This window comes from Shouchella shacheensis, assembly GCF_001484965.1.
GTDB lineage: Bacteria > Bacillota > Bacilli > Bacillales > Bacillaceae_D > Shouchella > Shouchella shacheensis.
In genome coordinates, this window is the sequence record NZ_KQ947393.1 from 453,907 (window position 1) to 470,948 (window position 17,042).

Here is a 17,042-nt window from a genome sequence, read left to right on the forward strand (position 1 = left end):
AAAAAGCTGTCCTCAGAGGACAGCTTTTTTCTAGCTCGGCGGGTAGAAGCCACAGAATCAGGATTACGAGTAGTAGGCCTTCCAAAATCCGCGTTTCTGGGCAACCCGCCTGCGCTTTTCGGATCTTTCTAATGAACCATCCCCGAGCGCACGTACGCATCAATCAAACGGTACGTATGCGCGAGCGAGGAGGTATGTGTGCGCTCCATGGAGTGCGAGCCTTCAATTCCCGGACCAATCAACCCGTGAACAATGTCATGACCTGCTTTAATGGCAGCGGAAGCATCCGAGCCGTAGTACGGGTAAATGTCTAGCTTGTAGTCGATATTATTCGTCTCACAAAGGTTTACAAAGTGCTGGCGCAGCCCGTAGTGATACGGACCGCTAGCATCCTTCACACAAATAGAGGCGGAAAATTCGTCCGTTTGCTGTCCATCCCCGATCGCGCCCATATCAACGGCGAGGTATTCGACAACTTCAGGCGGGATATTGGAATTGCCGCCATACCCAATTTCTTCATTATTAGAAATCAGAACGTGGGTCGTATGCGGGAGGACCGTGCCCTCTTCTTGTATCGTCTTCATCAGCTGCAGCAGTAACGCAACGCTTGCTTTATCGTCGAGATGACGGGATTTAATATAGCCGCTTTCCGTCTGCTGAAAGCGAGGATCAAAGCTAACAATGTCTCCCACTTCAATACCAAGTGCTCGTGTCTCATCGACCGAGTTCACGTTGGCATCCACACGCACTTCCATGTTCTGCTGATTGCGCTCGGCCGTCTTTGCGTTCTTGTACACATGAACCGATGATTGGTGCATGACAATGGTTCCTGACACCGTTCCACCATCCGCTTTATGTATCACACAGTACTCGCCCTCAATCGAGTGGTAGGCAAATCCTCCAATTAAGTCGAGGCGTAGCCGTCCACTTGGCTTTATTTCTTTCACCATCGCACCAAGCGTATCGACATGAGCCGTAAGCATTCGCTGCTTGGCCTCATCTTCGCCTTTCAGCGTGGCAATAACTGCCCCTTTATTGCTGCGATCGAACGTCACTCCTGCCTGCTTTAATACATCTTCTACATAATTCATGATGTCTGTGGTAAACCCTGATGGGCTTGGTCTCTCCACAAGCTCTTTTAACAATTGAATGGTGCTTGATAGTGCTTGATCGTTCATCATACGCCCTCACTCTCATTTGATGTCTCTGTTTAATGATACGGGCTTAAGCGAGAAAAGACAAATGAGGGCTATAGTTCTATTTTTTTTCGGCAAAAGTACCATGTGCCGCCGTACAAAAGGAGTGTCATCAAGGCATCTCCGTAAAACTGTGTCACTGATAGGATGTCAAAAAACAGCGTAAAGCTAAAGGAATCCGTCTCGGCCACCATCTCTTCCGCTGCCGGCCCCTGTAACTTTCCCTGGATATAAGGGTAGAGCACCAAGCCAAAAGCAAACAAAACCACCACACTTGCAAAGCGTTTCCAACCTTTCATCCCTAGAAAAAGAAAAGCCATCAGGATCACGCCAATAATGCTGACCAGCGGAGTGACAACAGAAAAAAGAACAAACTCCCCTACATATTCTTGAAGGCCATTAAAGCTTCCCAAAAACAACTCCAAGAACTCTTGCTCAGCGGTGACGTTCAGTAGCCAAAAGAAACTAACACCAGCGACTCCGAACTGGATGTACGACCACAGCCATACTGAGACTATTTTGCTGAATAGCTTAAGATGCAGCGAGTGCGGCAGCGTATACCAAAAATGCGCGGTGCCCTGACGCCACTCCTTCCAGACGACTTCCACACTAATCGCGAAGAAGCTAAGAAATAAAAGTACAAAAAGAAGAAAAACAAAGGTCGATGTCTGCGGAATTGTCAATGGTTGACTAACACGAATAAATGCAATACCCATCACCATATAAAGAGCAATTAAAAGCCCCGCAAAGAGAATGTTTAGAGGCAAAAGAATCCGTAAATCGCGCCTTAGCAAGTGTAGAAACATGTTCATACGCGACCCACCTCGTCAAAAAGTCCTTTCAGAGAAGATCCATGCTGCATGCGCCATTCTTCCAAATCTGAAATCACAAGCACCTCCTCTTGCTTCAGGAAAACAGCCCCGTCGGCCAGCATTTCCACGTCTTCGTAGGCATGGGTCGCCATAACGATCATCCGTCCTTCATCCATCACAACGTCCGTAAGAATGGAGAGAAGCGCTTGCTTTTTGGCGGTATCAAGATTTGCTAACATCTCATCAGCGACAATCATAGGATGCGGCTTAGCAATCGCGATGATCATGGCAAGCAGGTGCCGCTGTCCCCGGGAAAGAGCGCGCATTTTTGTCTGAGTCGGTAGCTCCACTCTATGAACCATTTCGTCTGCGCGCTCACGCTGAAACCCACGAAATTGACGCGCATGAACGTCCATGACCTCTTGCACCGTTAGGAAAGCGTCAAAATGACTTTCTTCAGATACGTACGCCACTTCATTAGTCAAGTCGCTCCTTTCGCTTTTGCCATTTACCGATAGCTTGCCTGCGTGATAAGGAGCTAGACCAGCGCACAGCTTTAAAAACGTTGTCTTCCCAATACCGTTCGCCCCAAGCAAAACGACAAACCGGTTCCCCGCTAGATCCATATTAAGCTCAGTGAATACGTGCTTCCGTCCATACTTCTTCTCTAGTCCAACTGTCTTTATCGTGTTCAATCCTCCCTCTCCTCCCATAACGCGTGCTTGAGCTCTTCCACCATCTCCTCATTGGAGTATCCTAACTTTTTCAAATAGGCAATCAGCGCCGACATTTGCTCGCTCGCTAGCGATTGCTTTAACTTCTTAATGGTTTGAACATCCGTTGTCACGAAGGTCCCCTGCCCCCTTTTTGAAAACGTCACTCCATCCCGATCCATCTCAAGGTAGGATCGAGAGGCTGTATTCGGATTGACTTGCAGCCGCTGGGCCGTCTCCCGAACAGATGGCAGTTTTTCACCAGGAGCAAGCTCACCGCTGCATATTTTTTGATAGTAATAATCAGCAATCTGAACATAGATCGCTTTGGAAGCGTCGAAATTCCCGCTCATAGGGCTTTCCCCTTTCTTCATACAGCCAGACGAACCGGCAGATGCCAAGCGCTCCCAAGTCGCGCTCGGCACCTGTTCTTATAAGACATCCCGCTTTTTAAAGACAATATGAGCCACAATGAGAAATGCGGCTACATGAAGGCTGATAAATCCAAGTGATAACCACACGTTCTCAAAAGGCGGCTCCATGATGCCTTCTAGGTGATAGTTGGAATAGACATCCACATGCGTAAAGACCACCCACTTTGCCCACTCGTATTGCATAATGAGCATTTGCAAAACAGATGCAAAAAAGTACGGCAAAAAGGTAATCAGGATCGTCAGCGCGGTGCTTTTCGTCAGAACCGCAATCAGCGTAGCCAAGCTCATGTAAAAAATAAGTGTTGGCAGCATATAAAGGGTCATTTCTCCGAGGGCAGATAGTGTCTCAACTATCGGTTGCTCTGTTGAAAAAAACGCCCATCCAACAGTAAATGTGCCGGCCGCAACTAGAGCAAACAAGACTACACCAAACAGCATATTGCCCATCCACTTGGCAAATAAAACTTTTGATCTCGACACTGGACGAATGAGTAGCTGCTTTATGGTACCTGTCGCATATTCTCCAGCAAGCGCACCCGTTATTAAAATTACCGCGTACAAATTGACAAATGTGGTCAGCACGCCGGTCCCCAACTCAGCGAATTCCGCGGACGTCAGCGCCTCTTCCGTGTTCGCCTGGATAAAGAAGGCACCTGCAAGCCCGAGAAGAATGAATGAGGCCATTACTAGCATGAATACCCAAACCTTTCGTCCGTGCCAAGCTTTCATCCATTCATTTTTAATAAGTGCAATCACGATGCTTCGCCTCCCTCTTCTTCCGTTAGTAAAAAGTACGCATCTTCCAATTTTCGCTTGTAAGTGCTAGAGAACACAGCAACGTCCTGATCCACAAGCGCTTTTATTAAGGCTGGAATGGTATCGTGAGACTGCTTACCGACTTCAATCCCAGCTTTTGTTTCTTTGACTGGTCCGTAATTGGAGAGAATCTGAATCGCTTTTGCCTGCGGCTTCGCCTCAATCAATACGGTGACATCGCTAACGTTGGTTGCGCTAGTTTCCATACTTACTTCATCAACGACTTGACCCGCCTTTATAATCACTGCCCGGTCACAAAGCGTTTCTACTTCGCTAAGCTGATGACTTGAGACAAGAAGCGTCACCCCGTCTTCCTTCGCTAGGCGCTTTAAATAGTCCCTTAGTTCACGAATTCCTTTTGGATCAAGTCCATTTGTCGGCTCATCAAGAATAAGGACGGAAGGGCTGTGCAAAAGGGATACAGCAATTCCTAGACGCTGCTTCATTCCAAGGGAATAAGCCTTCACCTTTTTATTAATGGCGTGCTCAAGCTCAACAAGTTTGACAACCTCCTCAATGCGAGAGGCTGATATAGACTGAGCGCTCATCCCTGCAAAATGTATCAAGTTCTGTTTTCCTGTTAAGTAAGGGTACAAATCAGGATCTTCGACAATCGCTCCGATATGTCGGAGCGCCTGTTCGCGGTCTGTGCGAACGCTCTTTCCTTCAATAAGAACATCGCCTGAATCTGGCTGAATCAGCGAGACGATCATGCGAATCGTTGTTGTTTTCCCAGACCCGTTGGGACCGAGAAACCCGTAAATTCTCCCTCTTTCCAGAGCAAATGACATATCTTTGATGATGTGCGCCTTCCCTAGTGTCTTGTTCAGTTTCTCAATAATAAGGGGTTGGACCGTATGTTCCATTTTCTCACCACTCCTTTAAGTTCAATTAATGATTCCTACAGAAAACTACGAGATAGAGAGTAACAAGATGATTTTCGTTTTACTCAATATGTTTGTGTTCTAGTTAAATAGTACACTAGGTCAAAAGAGAACGCAAGCAGTTATATTAAAAAACCCACAACACTTATCTAAGTGCTGCGGGCTCTTCTCTCCATTAAAGCTTAAGCGAGATATATTTCGTTTCAAGGAATTCATCCAAACCGTGGTGACCTCCTTCGCGACCAATGCCGCTCTGCTTCCAGCCGCCGAACGGTGCTTGGGCTGCCGAAGGACCGCCATCGTTGAGTCCGACGATGCCGTACTCTAACTGTTCGCTCAGTCGAATCGCTTTTGACACATCCCTCGTGAACAAATACGCGGCCAAGCCATAAATCGTATCGTTCGCACGCTCAATTGCTTCTTCCTCGGTTTTGAACGTGGAGATTGGTGCAAGCGGGCCAAACGTTTCTTCATTCATGCACGCCATCTCTTCGGTTACGCCGCTAATCACGGTCGGCGTGAGGAAGAGATCATCGGACTTCGTGCCGCCTGTCACAACCTTAGCGCCTTGCTTCTTCGCATCTTCAATATGGGACAGAACTTTATCGACGGCGTCTTTATCGATCATCGGTCCAATGTCGGTGTTATCGTTAAGTCCGTTGCCAACACTTAATTCTTCAACGGCCTTCTTGAATTTATGCGTAAATTCTTCTTCAATCGACTCGGCCACATAAATTCGGTTGGCGCAGACACATGTTTGCCCGCCGTTACGGAACTTAGAAGCCACTGCTTGCTCCACGGCATTGTCAATGTCTGCATCTTCGAGGACAACGAGTGGTGCATGACCACCTAATTCTAGTGAGATTTTTTTTACCGTCTCAGACGCCCCGCTCATAAGCAACTTTCCAACTTCTGTGGAACCTGTGAATGTTAGCTTACGGACGCGCTTGTCTTTTTGCCACGCTTCTGAGATCTCACTTGAAGAGCCAGGAATCACATTAATGACGCCTTTTGGAATTCCGGCTTCTTCCGCTAACTCTGCCAACTTAAGAGCCGTTAGCGGCGTTTGTGTCGCCGGTTTTATGAGGGTGGTGCAGCCAACGGCCAGTGCAGGAGCCACTTTCCTCGTAATCATGGCCGCAGGAAAGTTCCACGGCGTAATCGCTGCCACAACACCCACGGGCTGCTTCGTGACAAACAAGCGTTTACCTGGGTCTGAAGCTGGAATCGTCTCGCCGTACACGCGCTTGCCTTCTTCGGCATACCACTTGATGAAGGAATTGGCATAAGTAATTTCCCCACGCGCTTCTTTAATGGGTTTCCCCTGTTCTTTTGTCATGATTTGCGCGAGCTCTTCATGATGTTCGTTGATGAGCTCAAACCATTTCTCAAGCTTGGCACTCCGTTCAGGCGCAGTGAGTTGGGACCACGACTGGAACGCCTCATACGCAGCAGTTGCGGCTGTCTCCGCCTCTTTTGCGCCTCCTTTTGGAATGGTATCTATGACATCCCCTGTCGCCGGGTTGATCACATCGATTTGCTCCAGTTCTTTGCCTGTCCATTCGCCGTTTATCAACATATTCATCAATTAAACCCCTTTCGTCACGATCACTTCTTACCTATTCCACCAATCAAGCGGATTGAAACATTGCAACAAGAGCCGACCCCATCGGCCGGCTCTCTGCTCTTTATTTTACTTCACTTAGCTGGCGTTTGCGTGCGTCCTCCGCAGCGTCAACCATGACCTTAAGAGCGGCAACCGTTTCTGGCTCTTGACGCGTCTTAAGTCCACAGTCAGGATTGATCCAGAAAAGCTCTTTATCCAACACGCTAAGGGCGCGGTCGATATTGCGGCTAATCTCCTCCTTCGCTGGAACGCGTGGGCTATGAATATCATAGACACCAAGCCCTATGCCCTTGTTGTACGTAAAGTCCTCAAACGAGGAAATCAACTCTCCATGGCTCCGCGACATTTCAATGGAAATCACATCGGCATCGAGGGCATCAATCGCTGCGATAATATCCTCAAAATCCGAATAGCACATATGGGTATGAATTTGCGTCTCCGTATGCACTTTATTAACGGAAAGCTTGAACCCTGTGACCGACTGCTCTAGGTACTGCTCCCACTTTTCCCGTTTCAATGGAAGTCCTTCCCGCAGCGCCGGTTCATCCACTTGGATCACCGAAATGCCTGCTTCCTCAAGTGCCTGTACTTCTTTACGCAGTGCGAGCGCGATTTGGTTAACAACGTTTGATTCGGAAATGTCTACGCGTGGGAACGACCAGTTGTAAATCGTCACTGGACCTGTCAACATTCCTTTTACAGGTTTCTTCGTTTTCGATTGGGCGTAGTGTGTTTCTTTCACCGTCATCGTCTCGGCAAAGGAAACGTCCCCAAAGATAATCGGTGGCTTCACGCAGCGGGAACCGTAGGACTGCACCCAGCCAAAGGTGGTAAACTGAAAGCCGTCCAGCTTTTCACCGAAAAATTCCACCATATCTGTGCGCTCAAATTCGCCGTGGACAAGAACATCGAGCCCAATGTCTTCTTGAATGTCGATCCATTTATCAATCTCCTTGCGAATGAAAGCGTCGTAATTCTCATTGGAAAGGTTGCCGCGGCGCCAGTCGAGACGCTGCTTGCGTACTTCCTTGGTTTGCGGAAAACTGCCGATCGTCGTTGTTGGCAAAAGCGGCAAACCAAGGGCCTCCTGTTGGCGACGATACCGTTCTTTGGCAGCGACCGTTCGGCTTGTGTTTTCGCCCTCAGTTTCAGCGAGTTCTCGTTGAACGGTGGGATTGTTGCGGCTCTCGGATGCATTCAGTGCCTCAACGGCTCTTCTGCTTTCCTCAAGCGTGCGCTCATCAGCATCCCTGTTTAAAACCTTCGTGAGGGTGACAATTTCAGCGAGTTTTTCATCGGCAAAAGCCACTCCAGCCGCTAGAACATCAGGCAGTTTTTGCTCGGTCTTCACGGTTACAGGAACGTGAAGCAAGCTGCAGGAAGGCTGAAGAATCAGACGGTCGTTTGGCACGATCTTGCCAATCGCACTGGTCAATGCTTGGACTCCCTTCAAGTCCGCGCGCCAGATGTTGCGCCCATCAATGATTCCCGCAGCCAGCACTTTGCCATCCGGAAACCCTTTTTCCTGTAACTGGCGAAGCGTCGCCTCTCCCCCGTGTACGAAATCAAGTCCAATGCCTTGCACTGGCAGATCCACCACTTGTTCGTAGTGATCGACCGCCTCAAAGTAGGTTTGCAAAAGAATGTTCAAGACAGGGGCTTCCTGACCTAAGAAGGCATAGGCCTCCTGAAGCAATTCAATATCACTCTTTGCTACATCTCCATTTAGAAACGGTTCATCGATTTGTACCCAGCTTGCTCCTGCTTCCTCAAGCTCTTTAAGCACTTGTGCATAAAGCGGAAGAAGCTGCTGCACATGCTCCGCAAGCGTTTTATTTCCGTAATTCTTTGATAGTTTTACAAAACTCACCGGTCCTAAAAGAACAGGCTTTGCCTCAATGCCAAGCTCTTCTCGCGCTTCTTTATAAAGGGCAAGCACGCGGTTTTCGACGAGCTCGGGTTTTCGGCTATCAAGTTCTGGCACAATATAATGATAATTCGTGTTGTACCATTTCGTCATTTCTGAAGCAACGGCCTCGTTCGTTCCGCGTGCGATCGCAAAATACGTGTCCAGCGGCACCGGTCCGCCGTCATAAGCAAATCGCTCCGGCACCAGGCCAAAGGATACCGCTGTGTCGAGGACGTGATCGTATAAGCTAAAATCTCCTACGGGAATAAGCGAAAGTCCTGCTTCCTGCTGCTTTTTTAAATTCGTAAGGCGAATCTGCTTTAATTCAACTTCTAACTCCTCTTGTGATACCTTATCTCCCCAGTACGCTTCTAGCGCTTTCTTCCATTCTCGTTTTTCCCCAATGCGCGGATAGCCGAGCGTTGAACTTTGTACCTTCGACATCTTTCCCCACTCCTTTTATTTGTTTCTAACACCCCAACATGAAGCTAAAAATCCCCCTCTTTATTAAAAAAGAGGGGGACAATACAAGCGCATATTAGCCCGTGTCGAGATACAACGCGCCTTTTTGCATGAATGATCCACTCCTCTCTATATCCACGTAGAGATTAAAGCGAAAGTCAAGGCAGGTAATCTGACTTGAGGGCGCAGGGCGCTCTCTTCACAGTGGCGGGACCGTGCTGGAATTTCACCAGCTTCCCTTTTAAGCAGAGCAAATACATACACTCTGCACCCAGACTCTATGTGCTATGAAATTATTTCTGAAAAGCGCAGGCGGGTCGCCAAGAAACGAGGATTTTGGAAGGCCTGCACTTGAAATCCCGATCTTGGATTTCAGGGGAAGGACTGAAAAATCCCGAGTTTCTACCCGCCAGAGCTAGACAACACCGAAAAGCGCAGGCGGGTCGAACAGGAGCGAGAATTTTGGAGACCCGATAAACGAAATCCCGGTCTTGGATTTCGTTATCGGGGCGAAAAATCTCGACGCTCCTACCCGCCGGAGCTAGACAACAAAAGCCTCTCACAAATGTAAGAGGCTTGTAATCTTGAATCACAATCCCCTTATCTCCCAAAGTTATACTTTGCTGGATTTAGCACCTTTTCACGAATGAATGGTTGCTGAAGCTTCACCGGGCCAGTCCCTCCGCTTCTCATTATAAGAGTCAATCGATATAAAGTTTGAAGTTGGCTTAACTTTAGCACGGCTATAGCCAGTTGTCAAAACAAAATTTCTTCATTCGATAAGATTCGAAAAGTATCCGCACTTTTTTAAGTAGTATAACCCTCCAGTTGATCACAATACAAAGCCCGTGCCTTTGCAGAAAAGACATGGGCTTTGTGTTATTCGTTCTCGGTGGGTGGAATTTTATGTTCTGCGTGCAGACTAGCAAAATAGCTAAGATTGTGGACCATCTTTTTAACCTGATTCATTGTGAACGCATGCTGATGTCCTTCGGCTTCGATAAAAGAAGGCCCCGGTCCAGCTTCCCCAAGCCAGTACGTATAGGATTCCGGAGGGACGGTGTAGCCCAAATAGGAGAGCCCAAACAGGATGGAAGAGATTGCATTCTTCGCCCCGTCTTCATTCCCGGTGACGACCACACCTGCCACTTTATTGTAGAAAAACGGTTGGCCTTCCTTATTGGTTATTTCCTGAGAACCGTCCATGCGCTCCAACACTTTTTTGGACACGCTCGATTTCTCCCCAAGCCAAATCGGAGTGCCGATAATGACGATGTCCGCATCCTTGAGCTTTTCAATAATCTTTGGCCATTCGTCTTCAGGACCAGCGTTATCTGTAATGCCGTAGCCCACCTGGTAATCAACGATACGAACATGCTCACAAGTGATCTGACGGCGCTCAAACCTTTGCGCCACCTCATCCATCAAGGCCTGTGTGTTCGACAATTCTTCGCTACTCTTTAAAGAACAATTTAAGAAAACCGCATGTTGCTTCATCGTCCCCTCCTCATAAAGAACCGACCTCCTTATTCCTTTTACCGTTTTTCCTGTGAGATAAACATCATCTACACCTGTACAGCACCACTGAATTTGATAAACTAAGGGATAGACCGTAAGAGGAGGCTTTTTTTCATGAGAAAACGCAACGACCCTTGTTCATGTGGAAGTGGAAAAAAATACAAAAAATGCTGCATGACTAATGTCAGCAATGTGAATCATGCTTTGAAAGATGAGCTTAATCAGTTGAAATCCGAAATGCTCTATATGGCCTTTACGCGCTATAAAGAAGAACTTTCAACATGGATACGCAGCTATCACCATGTCTACCCAGATGCGCGAGAAGAAGTAACAGAGACAATTTCAAGCATGCTTCTCGTCTGGCTTATTTTCACAAAACCGATTGGCGACGATGAGAAAACGATTTTTGACTTATTTCTTGATAGCAAGCTTGGAAAACTAAAGCGCCCACGAACAATTGAAATTGTCGAGTCTTGGCGTGAGACAACCCCCGCGCTGCTTAAAGCTAAGCATGTCAATGGGTCCGTTTGTACGAGCGAACATATACATAGTCAGGAAACGCTGACCCATACCATTCCAGCAGAGCACATCGAAACGGTGCAACCAGGTAGTTTGATCATTGGTTTCCCAGCTCAGTCGGATTACTATATGAGTTTTATCGGACCGATAATTAGCTTTAGTCCAGAAAAGACGGTTGAATTAATGCAAAAAATCGAGGCCTTCCAGGCACATAGCCGTTCGCTTTCAACAAAACAATGGCCTCAGCTGCTCTCTTCTCTTCTTGATGAGTCCGAGCAAGCAGAGCTAGATTTGGACTCTTTCAACTGGAAGGACGACAAAGAGAAAAAAACCGCCCAGCTGCTAATGGACGGTCTCAGGGTGGATCAAACCCCTCCGGAGCTCATATCGCTCGCTCTACAAGAGTGGCACCGTTTTTGTGAGCAAAAAACCCCAGCTATTCGTAAGCCTGAAGTTTTCGCCGCTGCTTTGGAGTACTACTTGCAGACCATTGCCCCGGTTCAGGCTACACAAAAAGCTCTTGCAAAGAAATACGGCGTCAGCACGTCTACCATATCCACCCGTTCAACCGAAATACAAACAGCTCTTCAAAAAGAGGCCGTGCTACAAGGGTGAGCAAACAAGCCAGCATTTAAATGCTGGCTTGTTTTTGTTTGTAGGCTACCTTGTGAGGATTCACCTTCATTCTTTTTCCCCATTACTAGAAACAAAGATTGAAAATACTCTAGCCCTTTCTACGTGATTCCTCATAGATTTATTATTTTTTTGTAAATTCGACATAGAGAATGCATGGTTTTTGGTATTCTTTATGAAAAGGAGGCGAGAATACGTATTTGACTATTTTTTAAAGGAGGCATTTTTGTGAACAAACCCAAGGAAACGAGCCTGCATCTTACTGCTTTTCTCTCCATGATTCTTATACTGTTCACGACTGGTTTTGCACAGGAAGCACACGCTGAAACGGATGAGACAACGTTAAACATTCTACACACAAATGATATCCACGCAGCCTTTGATGATTTTGGAAAAGTCTCTGCGTATATCACTGAGGTACGCGAAACATCCGAGCATTTTCTCTATATGGATGCTGGCGATTTCGCGAGCGGGAATCCAGTTGTAGATTTAAACTACGGCAAACCAATGATTGACGTATTTAACTTGGCTGGAATTGACGCCTTTACCATTGGGAACCATGAATTTGACTACGGACAAGACTACCTGCAAGAAAACATGGAATCCTCGGAATTCCCTTGGCTCGGTGCCAATATGAGTACTGGCTCGAGCGAGGTTACTGAGCCCGACCCATACGTCATTCTTGACGCCAATGGGCTCTCTGTTGGCGTTCTTGGCATTACACAGGCCCCACCAGCCACAGCTCCAGGAAACACGGTCGGCATGGAATTTGATGCGGACTATGTAAGCACAGCCCTGGAATATCAAGATGAGTTAGAAGAGCAGGCTGACGTGATTGTGGCGCTTACACATATTGGCCATGGCCCTGATCAGCGCTTGGCAGAGGAAGTGGAATATTTCGATGTTATTATCGGTGGACATTCCCATACAACGCTCAGCGAGCCGGCAGTGGTCAATGGCACACCGATTGTGCAAGCTGGATCAAGTCTAGACAACGTTGGGGAGCTTGAACTGACGTACAATGCGGGTACAGATGAAGTGACGAGTGTCTCTGGAGGACTTCAACCTGTCTCTGCACTCGAGGACGTTGATGAAGACGTCCAGGCAGTGATTGATGGGTACAATGAAGAAATGGACGAGCTTCTCGGTGAAGTGATTGGCTATTCCACTACCGGCCTTTCCCGAGACGGGCGCTACAATGGCGACGCTCCTCTTGGTAATTTCTGGACGGATGCGATGCGTGATTTCGGCGAGGCAGATGTTGCCTTTACGAACAATGGGGGTATTCGCGACAGCATTCCAGCTGGAGATGTCACGCTTAATGAAATTTACCAAATTGAACCCTTTGCCAATGAAATCATGCTGATTGAAATGACAGGTGAAGCGATTGCTGACGTATTGGACTACTCGTACTCTCGTAACAACCGCAATCAAATTGACTTACAAGTCTCTGGCATGGAGTATGAAATCGTCACAGGAATGACGGGCAGCTTGCAGGAAGTCAAGCTAACCCAAGACGGAGAAGCCCTTGATCCAGACGGCCTATACACTGTGGCTGTTGCAGATTACATTGGCACAGGCGGCTCAGGCTACAATTTTGAAGGCACAGTGGTCTCTGAAACGATTGGTCTCATGACCGAGGCCATGACACAGTACGCCCAAAAATTAACCGAAGAAGGAAAGGACCTTGACTACACGTCAGAAAACCGCATTCAAGTCACCGTTGACCCATCCGGTCCGCTTCCTGGAGAGACAATCGGCTCAACGGAAACCGGTCTCTACTCAGCCAATAAACACGCACACGATGTTGGTCTTGGCAATTTATACACAGACTCAATTCGTGCGAAAACAGAGAGCGACATCGCTATCTTAAACGGATCATCGATCACAGGTCAAATCCCTCCAGGGCCCATTACAGACGAGCAAATTGAATCTCTTGATAGCTTTGGCAACACGATTGTGCAAGTAGAAACAACGGGAGAGCGCCTGCGTGATGTCATATTAGAACAAGCCAACTACCACAATGGTGTGGACGTGCAGGCTTCCGGTATCACCTACACGCTTATTCCTCATGAAGGAAGCGGCGGCTTCAGCGAAGCAGAAATCTTGCTTGAGAACGGAGAGCCTCTTGATCCAGAAACTAGCTATACAGTTTCTTATAATGACTACATGCACGGAAACAGCTTTTACCACTTGGGTGATGCAACCGGCGATGAGCTTGGACCTGTTTGGCAATCGGTCGTTGACTATGTGCAGACCCAAGAGGAACCGATCAATTATAGCAACGGAAGTCGGATTACAATTGACGGTCAAGAAGTGGACCCTGATCCAACGGGAAGAATTAGCGTAGCGGAAGCAATCGCAAATAACAGCGGCAGCGCCACCGTCAGCGGCTACATTGTTGGTTCAATTAACAACAACCAACCTGTCCTTGGCGAAGGCTCTCATGCCCCGTCCAATCTTTTGCTCGCTGACTCACCAGAGGAGACAGATCGCGAGAACATGCTACCGATTCAACTCGTGAACAACACACCGGTACGTAACGGGCTAAACCTCGTCCAGCACCCTGAGAACCTCGGTGAACATGTAGCGATTACAGGCTCGCTCGAGACGTATTTTTCTACACCAGGAATTAGAAGTCCTACAGCTTATGAATTTATCGATGATTCGGAGGAGCCGGATGAAGCATGCGTGCATGGCGCCTGGTCCAGCTCTGAGGTCTACGTCGGTGGTGATCGTGTAAAACACGAGGGACAAACCTTTGAAGCCAAGTGGTGGACCCAAGGCGAAAATCCAAACGATTCCAGTCGGTGGGATGTTTGGAAACTTGCCGAAGACTGTTTGGATGAAGAGGAGGGCGACAGCTACCCTACTTGGTCCAGTTCTGACATCTACGTCGCTGGCGACCGGGTGGAACACGAGGGACACAGCTTTGAAGCCAAGTGGTGGACCCAAGGCGATGATCCTAACGATTCCGGCCAGTGGGATGTTTGGAAGCAGATCGAAGAGTAAAGTCCAAAAAGCATAGGCTGGTCGTACAGTAACGCTATTTTTGAAAGGCCTAGACTAGAAATCCCGAGTTTGGATTTCGTTATCAGGGGCGAAAAATCTCGACGCTTCTACCCTCCGGAGCTAGACAACTAAAGCGACACGCTACGGATAGCGTGTCGCTTTTCTGCTTACTTCCAGTTAATGGCCGTCGGTTTATGGCAGTGCTTGCATTCAAAGTCATGATTTAGCTTATGAATCGTCACCTCCTGCCCACAGTGAGGACACCCTACCTTCTGAAAATTAACCATGGCAAAACCAAGGCAGCCGACAGAGATCATCAACAAGAGCATTCCGGAAATCATATCACTCATTAGTGCAGCAAAAGAGATAGAAACGAATATCCCAGCTACGCCAACGACGATGAAAACAATGCGAGCGATTCTCTGTGCCACCGTCGTTTTTTTTCGATCTACATCGATCACACCCTCGTTATGATCGGCATAATCAGTCATTTCTTTTTCCTCCAGTTCTCAAAAAAGCTATTTACTATAGTATACGCTGAAATGAGAGGGATTTCTAGAGGATGCCTTTTCGTCCGTTACTGACGTGCGCTTACCGGTGGGCCGTTCTGCTAGTAACGTCTGTGATTTTACTGTACGTATATAAGCTCCTTGGCAAAGTGCTTCAAAATTGAGTTTTGCACCATTAGAACGCAAAATGGCGCCCTTAGCTTAAGGACGCCATTTTATGCTTTTAGAATACCGGTGGCCGGGGTCGAACCGGCACTCCAGAGGAACACGATTTTGAGTCGTGCGCGTCTGCCAATTCCGCCACACCGGCATATGGCGCGCCCGAGAGGAGTCGAACCCCTAACCTTCTGATCCGTAGTCAGACGCTCTATCCAATTGAGCTACGGGCGCAAGTTATTTTTTGTAGTGCCGAGGACCGGACTTGAACCGGTACGATAGTTACCTATCGCAGGATTTTAAGTCCTGTGTGTCTGCCAATTCCACCACCCCGGCATCTGAAAAAACTTAATAATGGAGGCGGCACCCGGACTCGAACCGGGGATAAGGGTTTTGCAGACCCGTGCCTTACCACTTGGCTATGCCGCCTAGAAACGAAAAAGCGGGAGACGGGATTCGAACCCGCGACCCCCACCTTGGCAAGGTGGTGTTCTACCACTGAACTACTCCCGCAAGGATGGCTGGGCTAGCTGGATTCGAACCAGCGCATGACGGAATCAAAATCCGTTGCCTTACCGCTTGGCTATAGCCCACCGAAAGGGCGACCGATGGGAATCGAACCCACGAATGCCTGAACCACAATCAGGTGCGTTAACCACTTCGCCACGATCGCCATATTGCTTATATGAGAAATTAAAAATTGGCAGGGGTAGTAGGAATCGAACCCACACCGGAGGTTTTGGAGACCTCTGTTCTACCTTTAAACTATACCCCTAAAGATGGTGGAGGGGGACGGATTCGAACCGCCGAACCCGGAGGGAGCGGATTTACAGTCCGCCGCGTTTAGCCACTTCGCTACCCCTCCACGAAAAATTACAATACTTATCTTATACAATTTCAAGCCTGAAGTCAATACTTTAGACTAATTGTAAAGATGGTGCCGGCCAGAGGACTTGAACCCCCAACCTACTGATTACAAGTCAGTTGCTCTACCAATTGAGCTAGACCGGCATATGGTGGCTCGGGACGGAATCGAACCGCCGACACACGGATTTTCAGTCCGTTGCTCTACCGACTGAGCTACCGAGCCTCATGAACACTTTTACTTGTAAAAAGATAATGGCGGTCCGGACGGGACTCGAACCCGCGACCTCCTGCGTGACAGGCAGGCATTCTAACCAACTGAACTACCGGACCATTTCATAGAATTAAAGGAAGTATCCATTTTGTAGCTTAAAACACTGTTACTACAACATGAATTGGTTGCGGGAGACGGATTTGAACCGCCGACCTTCGGGTTATGAGCCCGACGAGCTACCAGACTGCTCCATCCCGCGCTGTTATAAATGAAATTAGCGTGTGCTTGCTTACATTGAACAAGGACTGTTTCTTCCTCTGCCAGTATCGCTTCGTAGCGTACCATCGAAACAACTCGTAGCCTTTTCGGGGAAGCTTCGCTCGTTGCTCCATCCCGCAACGTTATGTCATGTACTGACTTATGTGATCATGGTGGAGGATGACGGGATCGAACCGCCGACCCCCTGCTTGTAAGGCAGGTGCTCTCCCAGCTGAGCTAATCCTCCAATGGTGACCCGTACGGGATTCGAACCCGTGTTACCGCCGTGAAAGGGCGGTGTCTTAACCGCTTGACCAACGGGCCTTTACGTTCTGTTTACTATGCTATGTATAAAATATAATCTGGCGGAGAGCGAGGGATTCGAACCCTCGAGACGGTTCTACACCGCCTACACGATTTCCAATCGTGCTCCTTCGGCCAGCTCGGACAGCTCTCCAAATGGCTCCACAGGCAGGATTCGAACCTGCGACCGATCGGTTAACAGC

General features: G+C 48.2%; 12 protein-coding genes, 16 tRNA genes and 2 riboswitches. Of the genes, 2 read left to right on the top strand and 26 right to left on the bottom strand.

Features of this window, described 5'->3' with window-relative positions; all coding sequences use genetic code 11:
- Positions 1-128: 128 nt before the first annotated feature.
- The 9 genes from AVZ68_RS02120 to AVZ68_RS02160 form a co-directional block, all read right to left on the bottom strand.
- The gene (locus AVZ68_RS02120) at positions 129-1,178 is read right to left on the bottom strand and encodes a M42 family metallopeptidase (RefSeq protein WP_059102930.1); all 1,050 of its coding nucleotides are present in this window, start codon (positions 1,176-1,178) and stop codon (positions 129-131) included.
- A gap of 71 nt (positions 1,179-1,249) precedes the next feature.
- A complete protein-coding gene (locus AVZ68_RS02125; RefSeq protein ID WP_059102877.1) occupies positions 1,250-2,008 on the bottom strand; it encodes a hypothetical protein in 759 nt (252 codons plus the stop codon).
- Entirely contained in the window at positions 2,005-2,703 is a 699-nt protein-coding gene (locus AVZ68_RS02130; RefSeq protein ID WP_059102878.1) for an ATP-binding cassette domain-containing protein, read from the bottom strand. The genes AVZ68_RS02125 and AVZ68_RS02130 overlap by 4 nt, the downstream gene beginning before the upstream one ends.
- Positions 2,700-3,074, bottom strand: a complete 375-nt coding sequence (locus AVZ68_RS02135; RefSeq protein WP_059102879.1) for a GntR family transcriptional regulator — start codon at positions 3,072-3,074, stop codon at positions 2,700-2,702. The genes AVZ68_RS02130 and AVZ68_RS02135 overlap by 4 nt, the downstream gene beginning before the upstream one ends.
- Before the next feature lie 78 nt (positions 3,075-3,152).
- Positions 3,153-3,911 (bottom strand): ABC transporter permease, encoded by a 759-nt coding sequence (locus AVZ68_RS02140; protein WP_059102880.1) that lies wholly within the window; start codon positions 3,909-3,911, stop codon positions 3,153-3,155.
- Positions 3,908-4,837 carry an ABC transporter ATP-binding protein gene (locus AVZ68_RS02145; protein ID WP_059102881.1) on the bottom strand — a complete coding sequence of 310 codons (930 nt, stop codon included), beginning with the start codon at positions 4,835-4,837 and terminating at the stop codon, positions 3,908-3,910. The genes AVZ68_RS02140 and AVZ68_RS02145 overlap by 4 nt, the downstream gene beginning before the upstream one ends.
- A gap of 193 nt (positions 4,838-5,030) precedes the next feature.
- Complete coding sequence (locus AVZ68_RS02150; RefSeq protein WP_059102882.1) at positions 5,031-6,440, bottom strand: NAD-dependent succinate-semialdehyde dehydrogenase; 1,410 nt, start codon at positions 6,438-6,440, stop codon at positions 5,031-5,033.
- Positions 6,441-6,543: 103 nt separating this feature from the next.
- Positions 6,544-8,835 carry a 5-methyltetrahydropteroyltriglutamate--homocysteine S-methyltransferase gene (gene metE, locus AVZ68_RS02155; RefSeq protein WP_059102883.1) on the bottom strand — a complete coding sequence of 764 codons (2,292 nt, stop codon included), beginning with the start codon at positions 8,833-8,835 and terminating at the stop codon, positions 6,544-6,546.
- A 163-nt stretch (positions 8,836-8,998) separates the two neighbouring features.
- A riboswitch (cobalamin riboswitch) is annotated at positions 8,999-9,143 on the bottom strand.
- Between the two features lie 307 nt (positions 9,144-9,450).
- Positions 9,451-9,554: riboswitch (SAM riboswitch) on the bottom strand.
- Between the two features lie 178 nt (positions 9,555-9,732).
- Positions 9,733-10,350 (bottom strand): flavodoxin family protein, encoded by a 618-nt coding sequence (locus AVZ68_RS02160; RefSeq protein WP_059102884.1) that lies wholly within the window; start codon positions 10,348-10,350, stop codon positions 9,733-9,735.
- 135 nt (positions 10,351-10,485) lie between these two features.
- On the opposite strand from AVZ68_RS02160, the gene AVZ68_RS02165 reads away from it, so the two are divergent.
- The gene (locus AVZ68_RS02165; RefSeq protein WP_059102885.1) at positions 10,486-11,505 is read left to right on the top strand and encodes an SEC-C metal-binding domain-containing protein; all 1,020 of its coding nucleotides are present in this window, start codon (positions 10,486-10,488) and stop codon (positions 11,503-11,505) included.
- A 246-nt stretch (positions 11,506-11,751) separates the two neighbouring features.
- On the top strand, positions 11,752-14,535 hold the full coding sequence (locus AVZ68_RS02170; protein WP_245628038.1) for a 5'-nucleotidase C-terminal domain-containing protein: 2,784 nt from the start codon (positions 11,752-11,754) through the stop codon (positions 14,533-14,535).
- 167 nt (positions 14,536-14,702) lie between these two features.
- On the opposite strand, the gene AVZ68_RS02175 is transcribed toward AVZ68_RS02170, so the two are convergent.
- The 17 genes from AVZ68_RS02175 to AVZ68_RS02255 form a co-directional block, all read right to left on the bottom strand.
- Entirely contained in the window at positions 14,703-15,026 is a 324-nt protein-coding gene (locus AVZ68_RS02175; RefSeq protein ID WP_059102886.1) for a hypothetical protein, read from the bottom strand.
- Positions 15,027-15,273: 247 nt separating this feature from the next.
- A tRNA-Leu gene (locus tag AVZ68_RS02180) sits at positions 15,274-15,354 on the bottom strand.
- A 3-nt stretch (positions 15,355-15,357) separates the two neighbouring features.
- A tRNA-Arg gene (locus AVZ68_RS02185) sits at positions 15,358-15,434 on the bottom strand.
- A gap of 16 nt (positions 15,435-15,450) precedes the next feature.
- Positions 15,451-15,536 (bottom strand) — tRNA-Leu (locus AVZ68_RS02190).
- 19 nt (positions 15,537-15,555) lie between these two features.
- A tRNA-Cys gene (locus AVZ68_RS02195) sits at positions 15,556-15,629 on the bottom strand.
- Positions 15,630-15,641: 12 nt separating this feature from the next.
- Positions 15,642-15,713 (bottom strand) — tRNA-Gly (locus AVZ68_RS02200).
- Between the two features lie 5 nt (positions 15,714-15,718).
- Positions 15,719-15,793: transfer RNA gene (locus AVZ68_RS02205), tRNA-Gln, on the bottom strand.
- 7 nt (positions 15,794-15,800) lie between these two features.
- A tRNA-His gene (locus tag AVZ68_RS02210) sits at positions 15,801-15,873 on the bottom strand.
- Between the two features lie 28 nt (positions 15,874-15,901).
- A tRNA-Trp gene (locus tag AVZ68_RS02215) sits at positions 15,902-15,975 on the bottom strand.
- 5 nt (positions 15,976-15,980) lie between these two features.
- A tRNA-Tyr gene (locus tag AVZ68_RS02220) sits at positions 15,981-16,065 on the bottom strand.
- Between the two features lie 70 nt (positions 16,066-16,135).
- Positions 16,136-16,211, bottom strand: a tRNA-Thr gene (locus AVZ68_RS02225).
- Between the two features lie 3 nt (positions 16,212-16,214).
- Positions 16,215-16,290: transfer RNA gene (locus AVZ68_RS02230), tRNA-Phe, on the bottom strand.
- A gap of 30 nt (positions 16,291-16,320) precedes the next feature.
- Positions 16,321-16,397: transfer RNA gene (locus AVZ68_RS02235), tRNA-Asp, on the bottom strand.
- A gap of 63 nt (positions 16,398-16,460) precedes the next feature.
- A tRNA-Met gene (locus AVZ68_RS02240) sits at positions 16,461-16,537 on the bottom strand.
- A 170-nt stretch (positions 16,538-16,707) separates the two neighbouring features.
- Positions 16,708-16,783: transfer RNA gene (locus tag AVZ68_RS02245), tRNA-Val, on the bottom strand.
- A 2-nt stretch (positions 16,784-16,785) separates the two neighbouring features.
- Positions 16,786-16,860 (bottom strand) — tRNA-Glu (locus AVZ68_RS02250).
- A 39-nt stretch (positions 16,861-16,899) separates the two neighbouring features.
- A tRNA-Ser gene (locus tag AVZ68_RS02255) sits at positions 16,900-16,993 on the bottom strand.
- Positions 16,994-17,042: the final 49 nt, after the last annotated feature.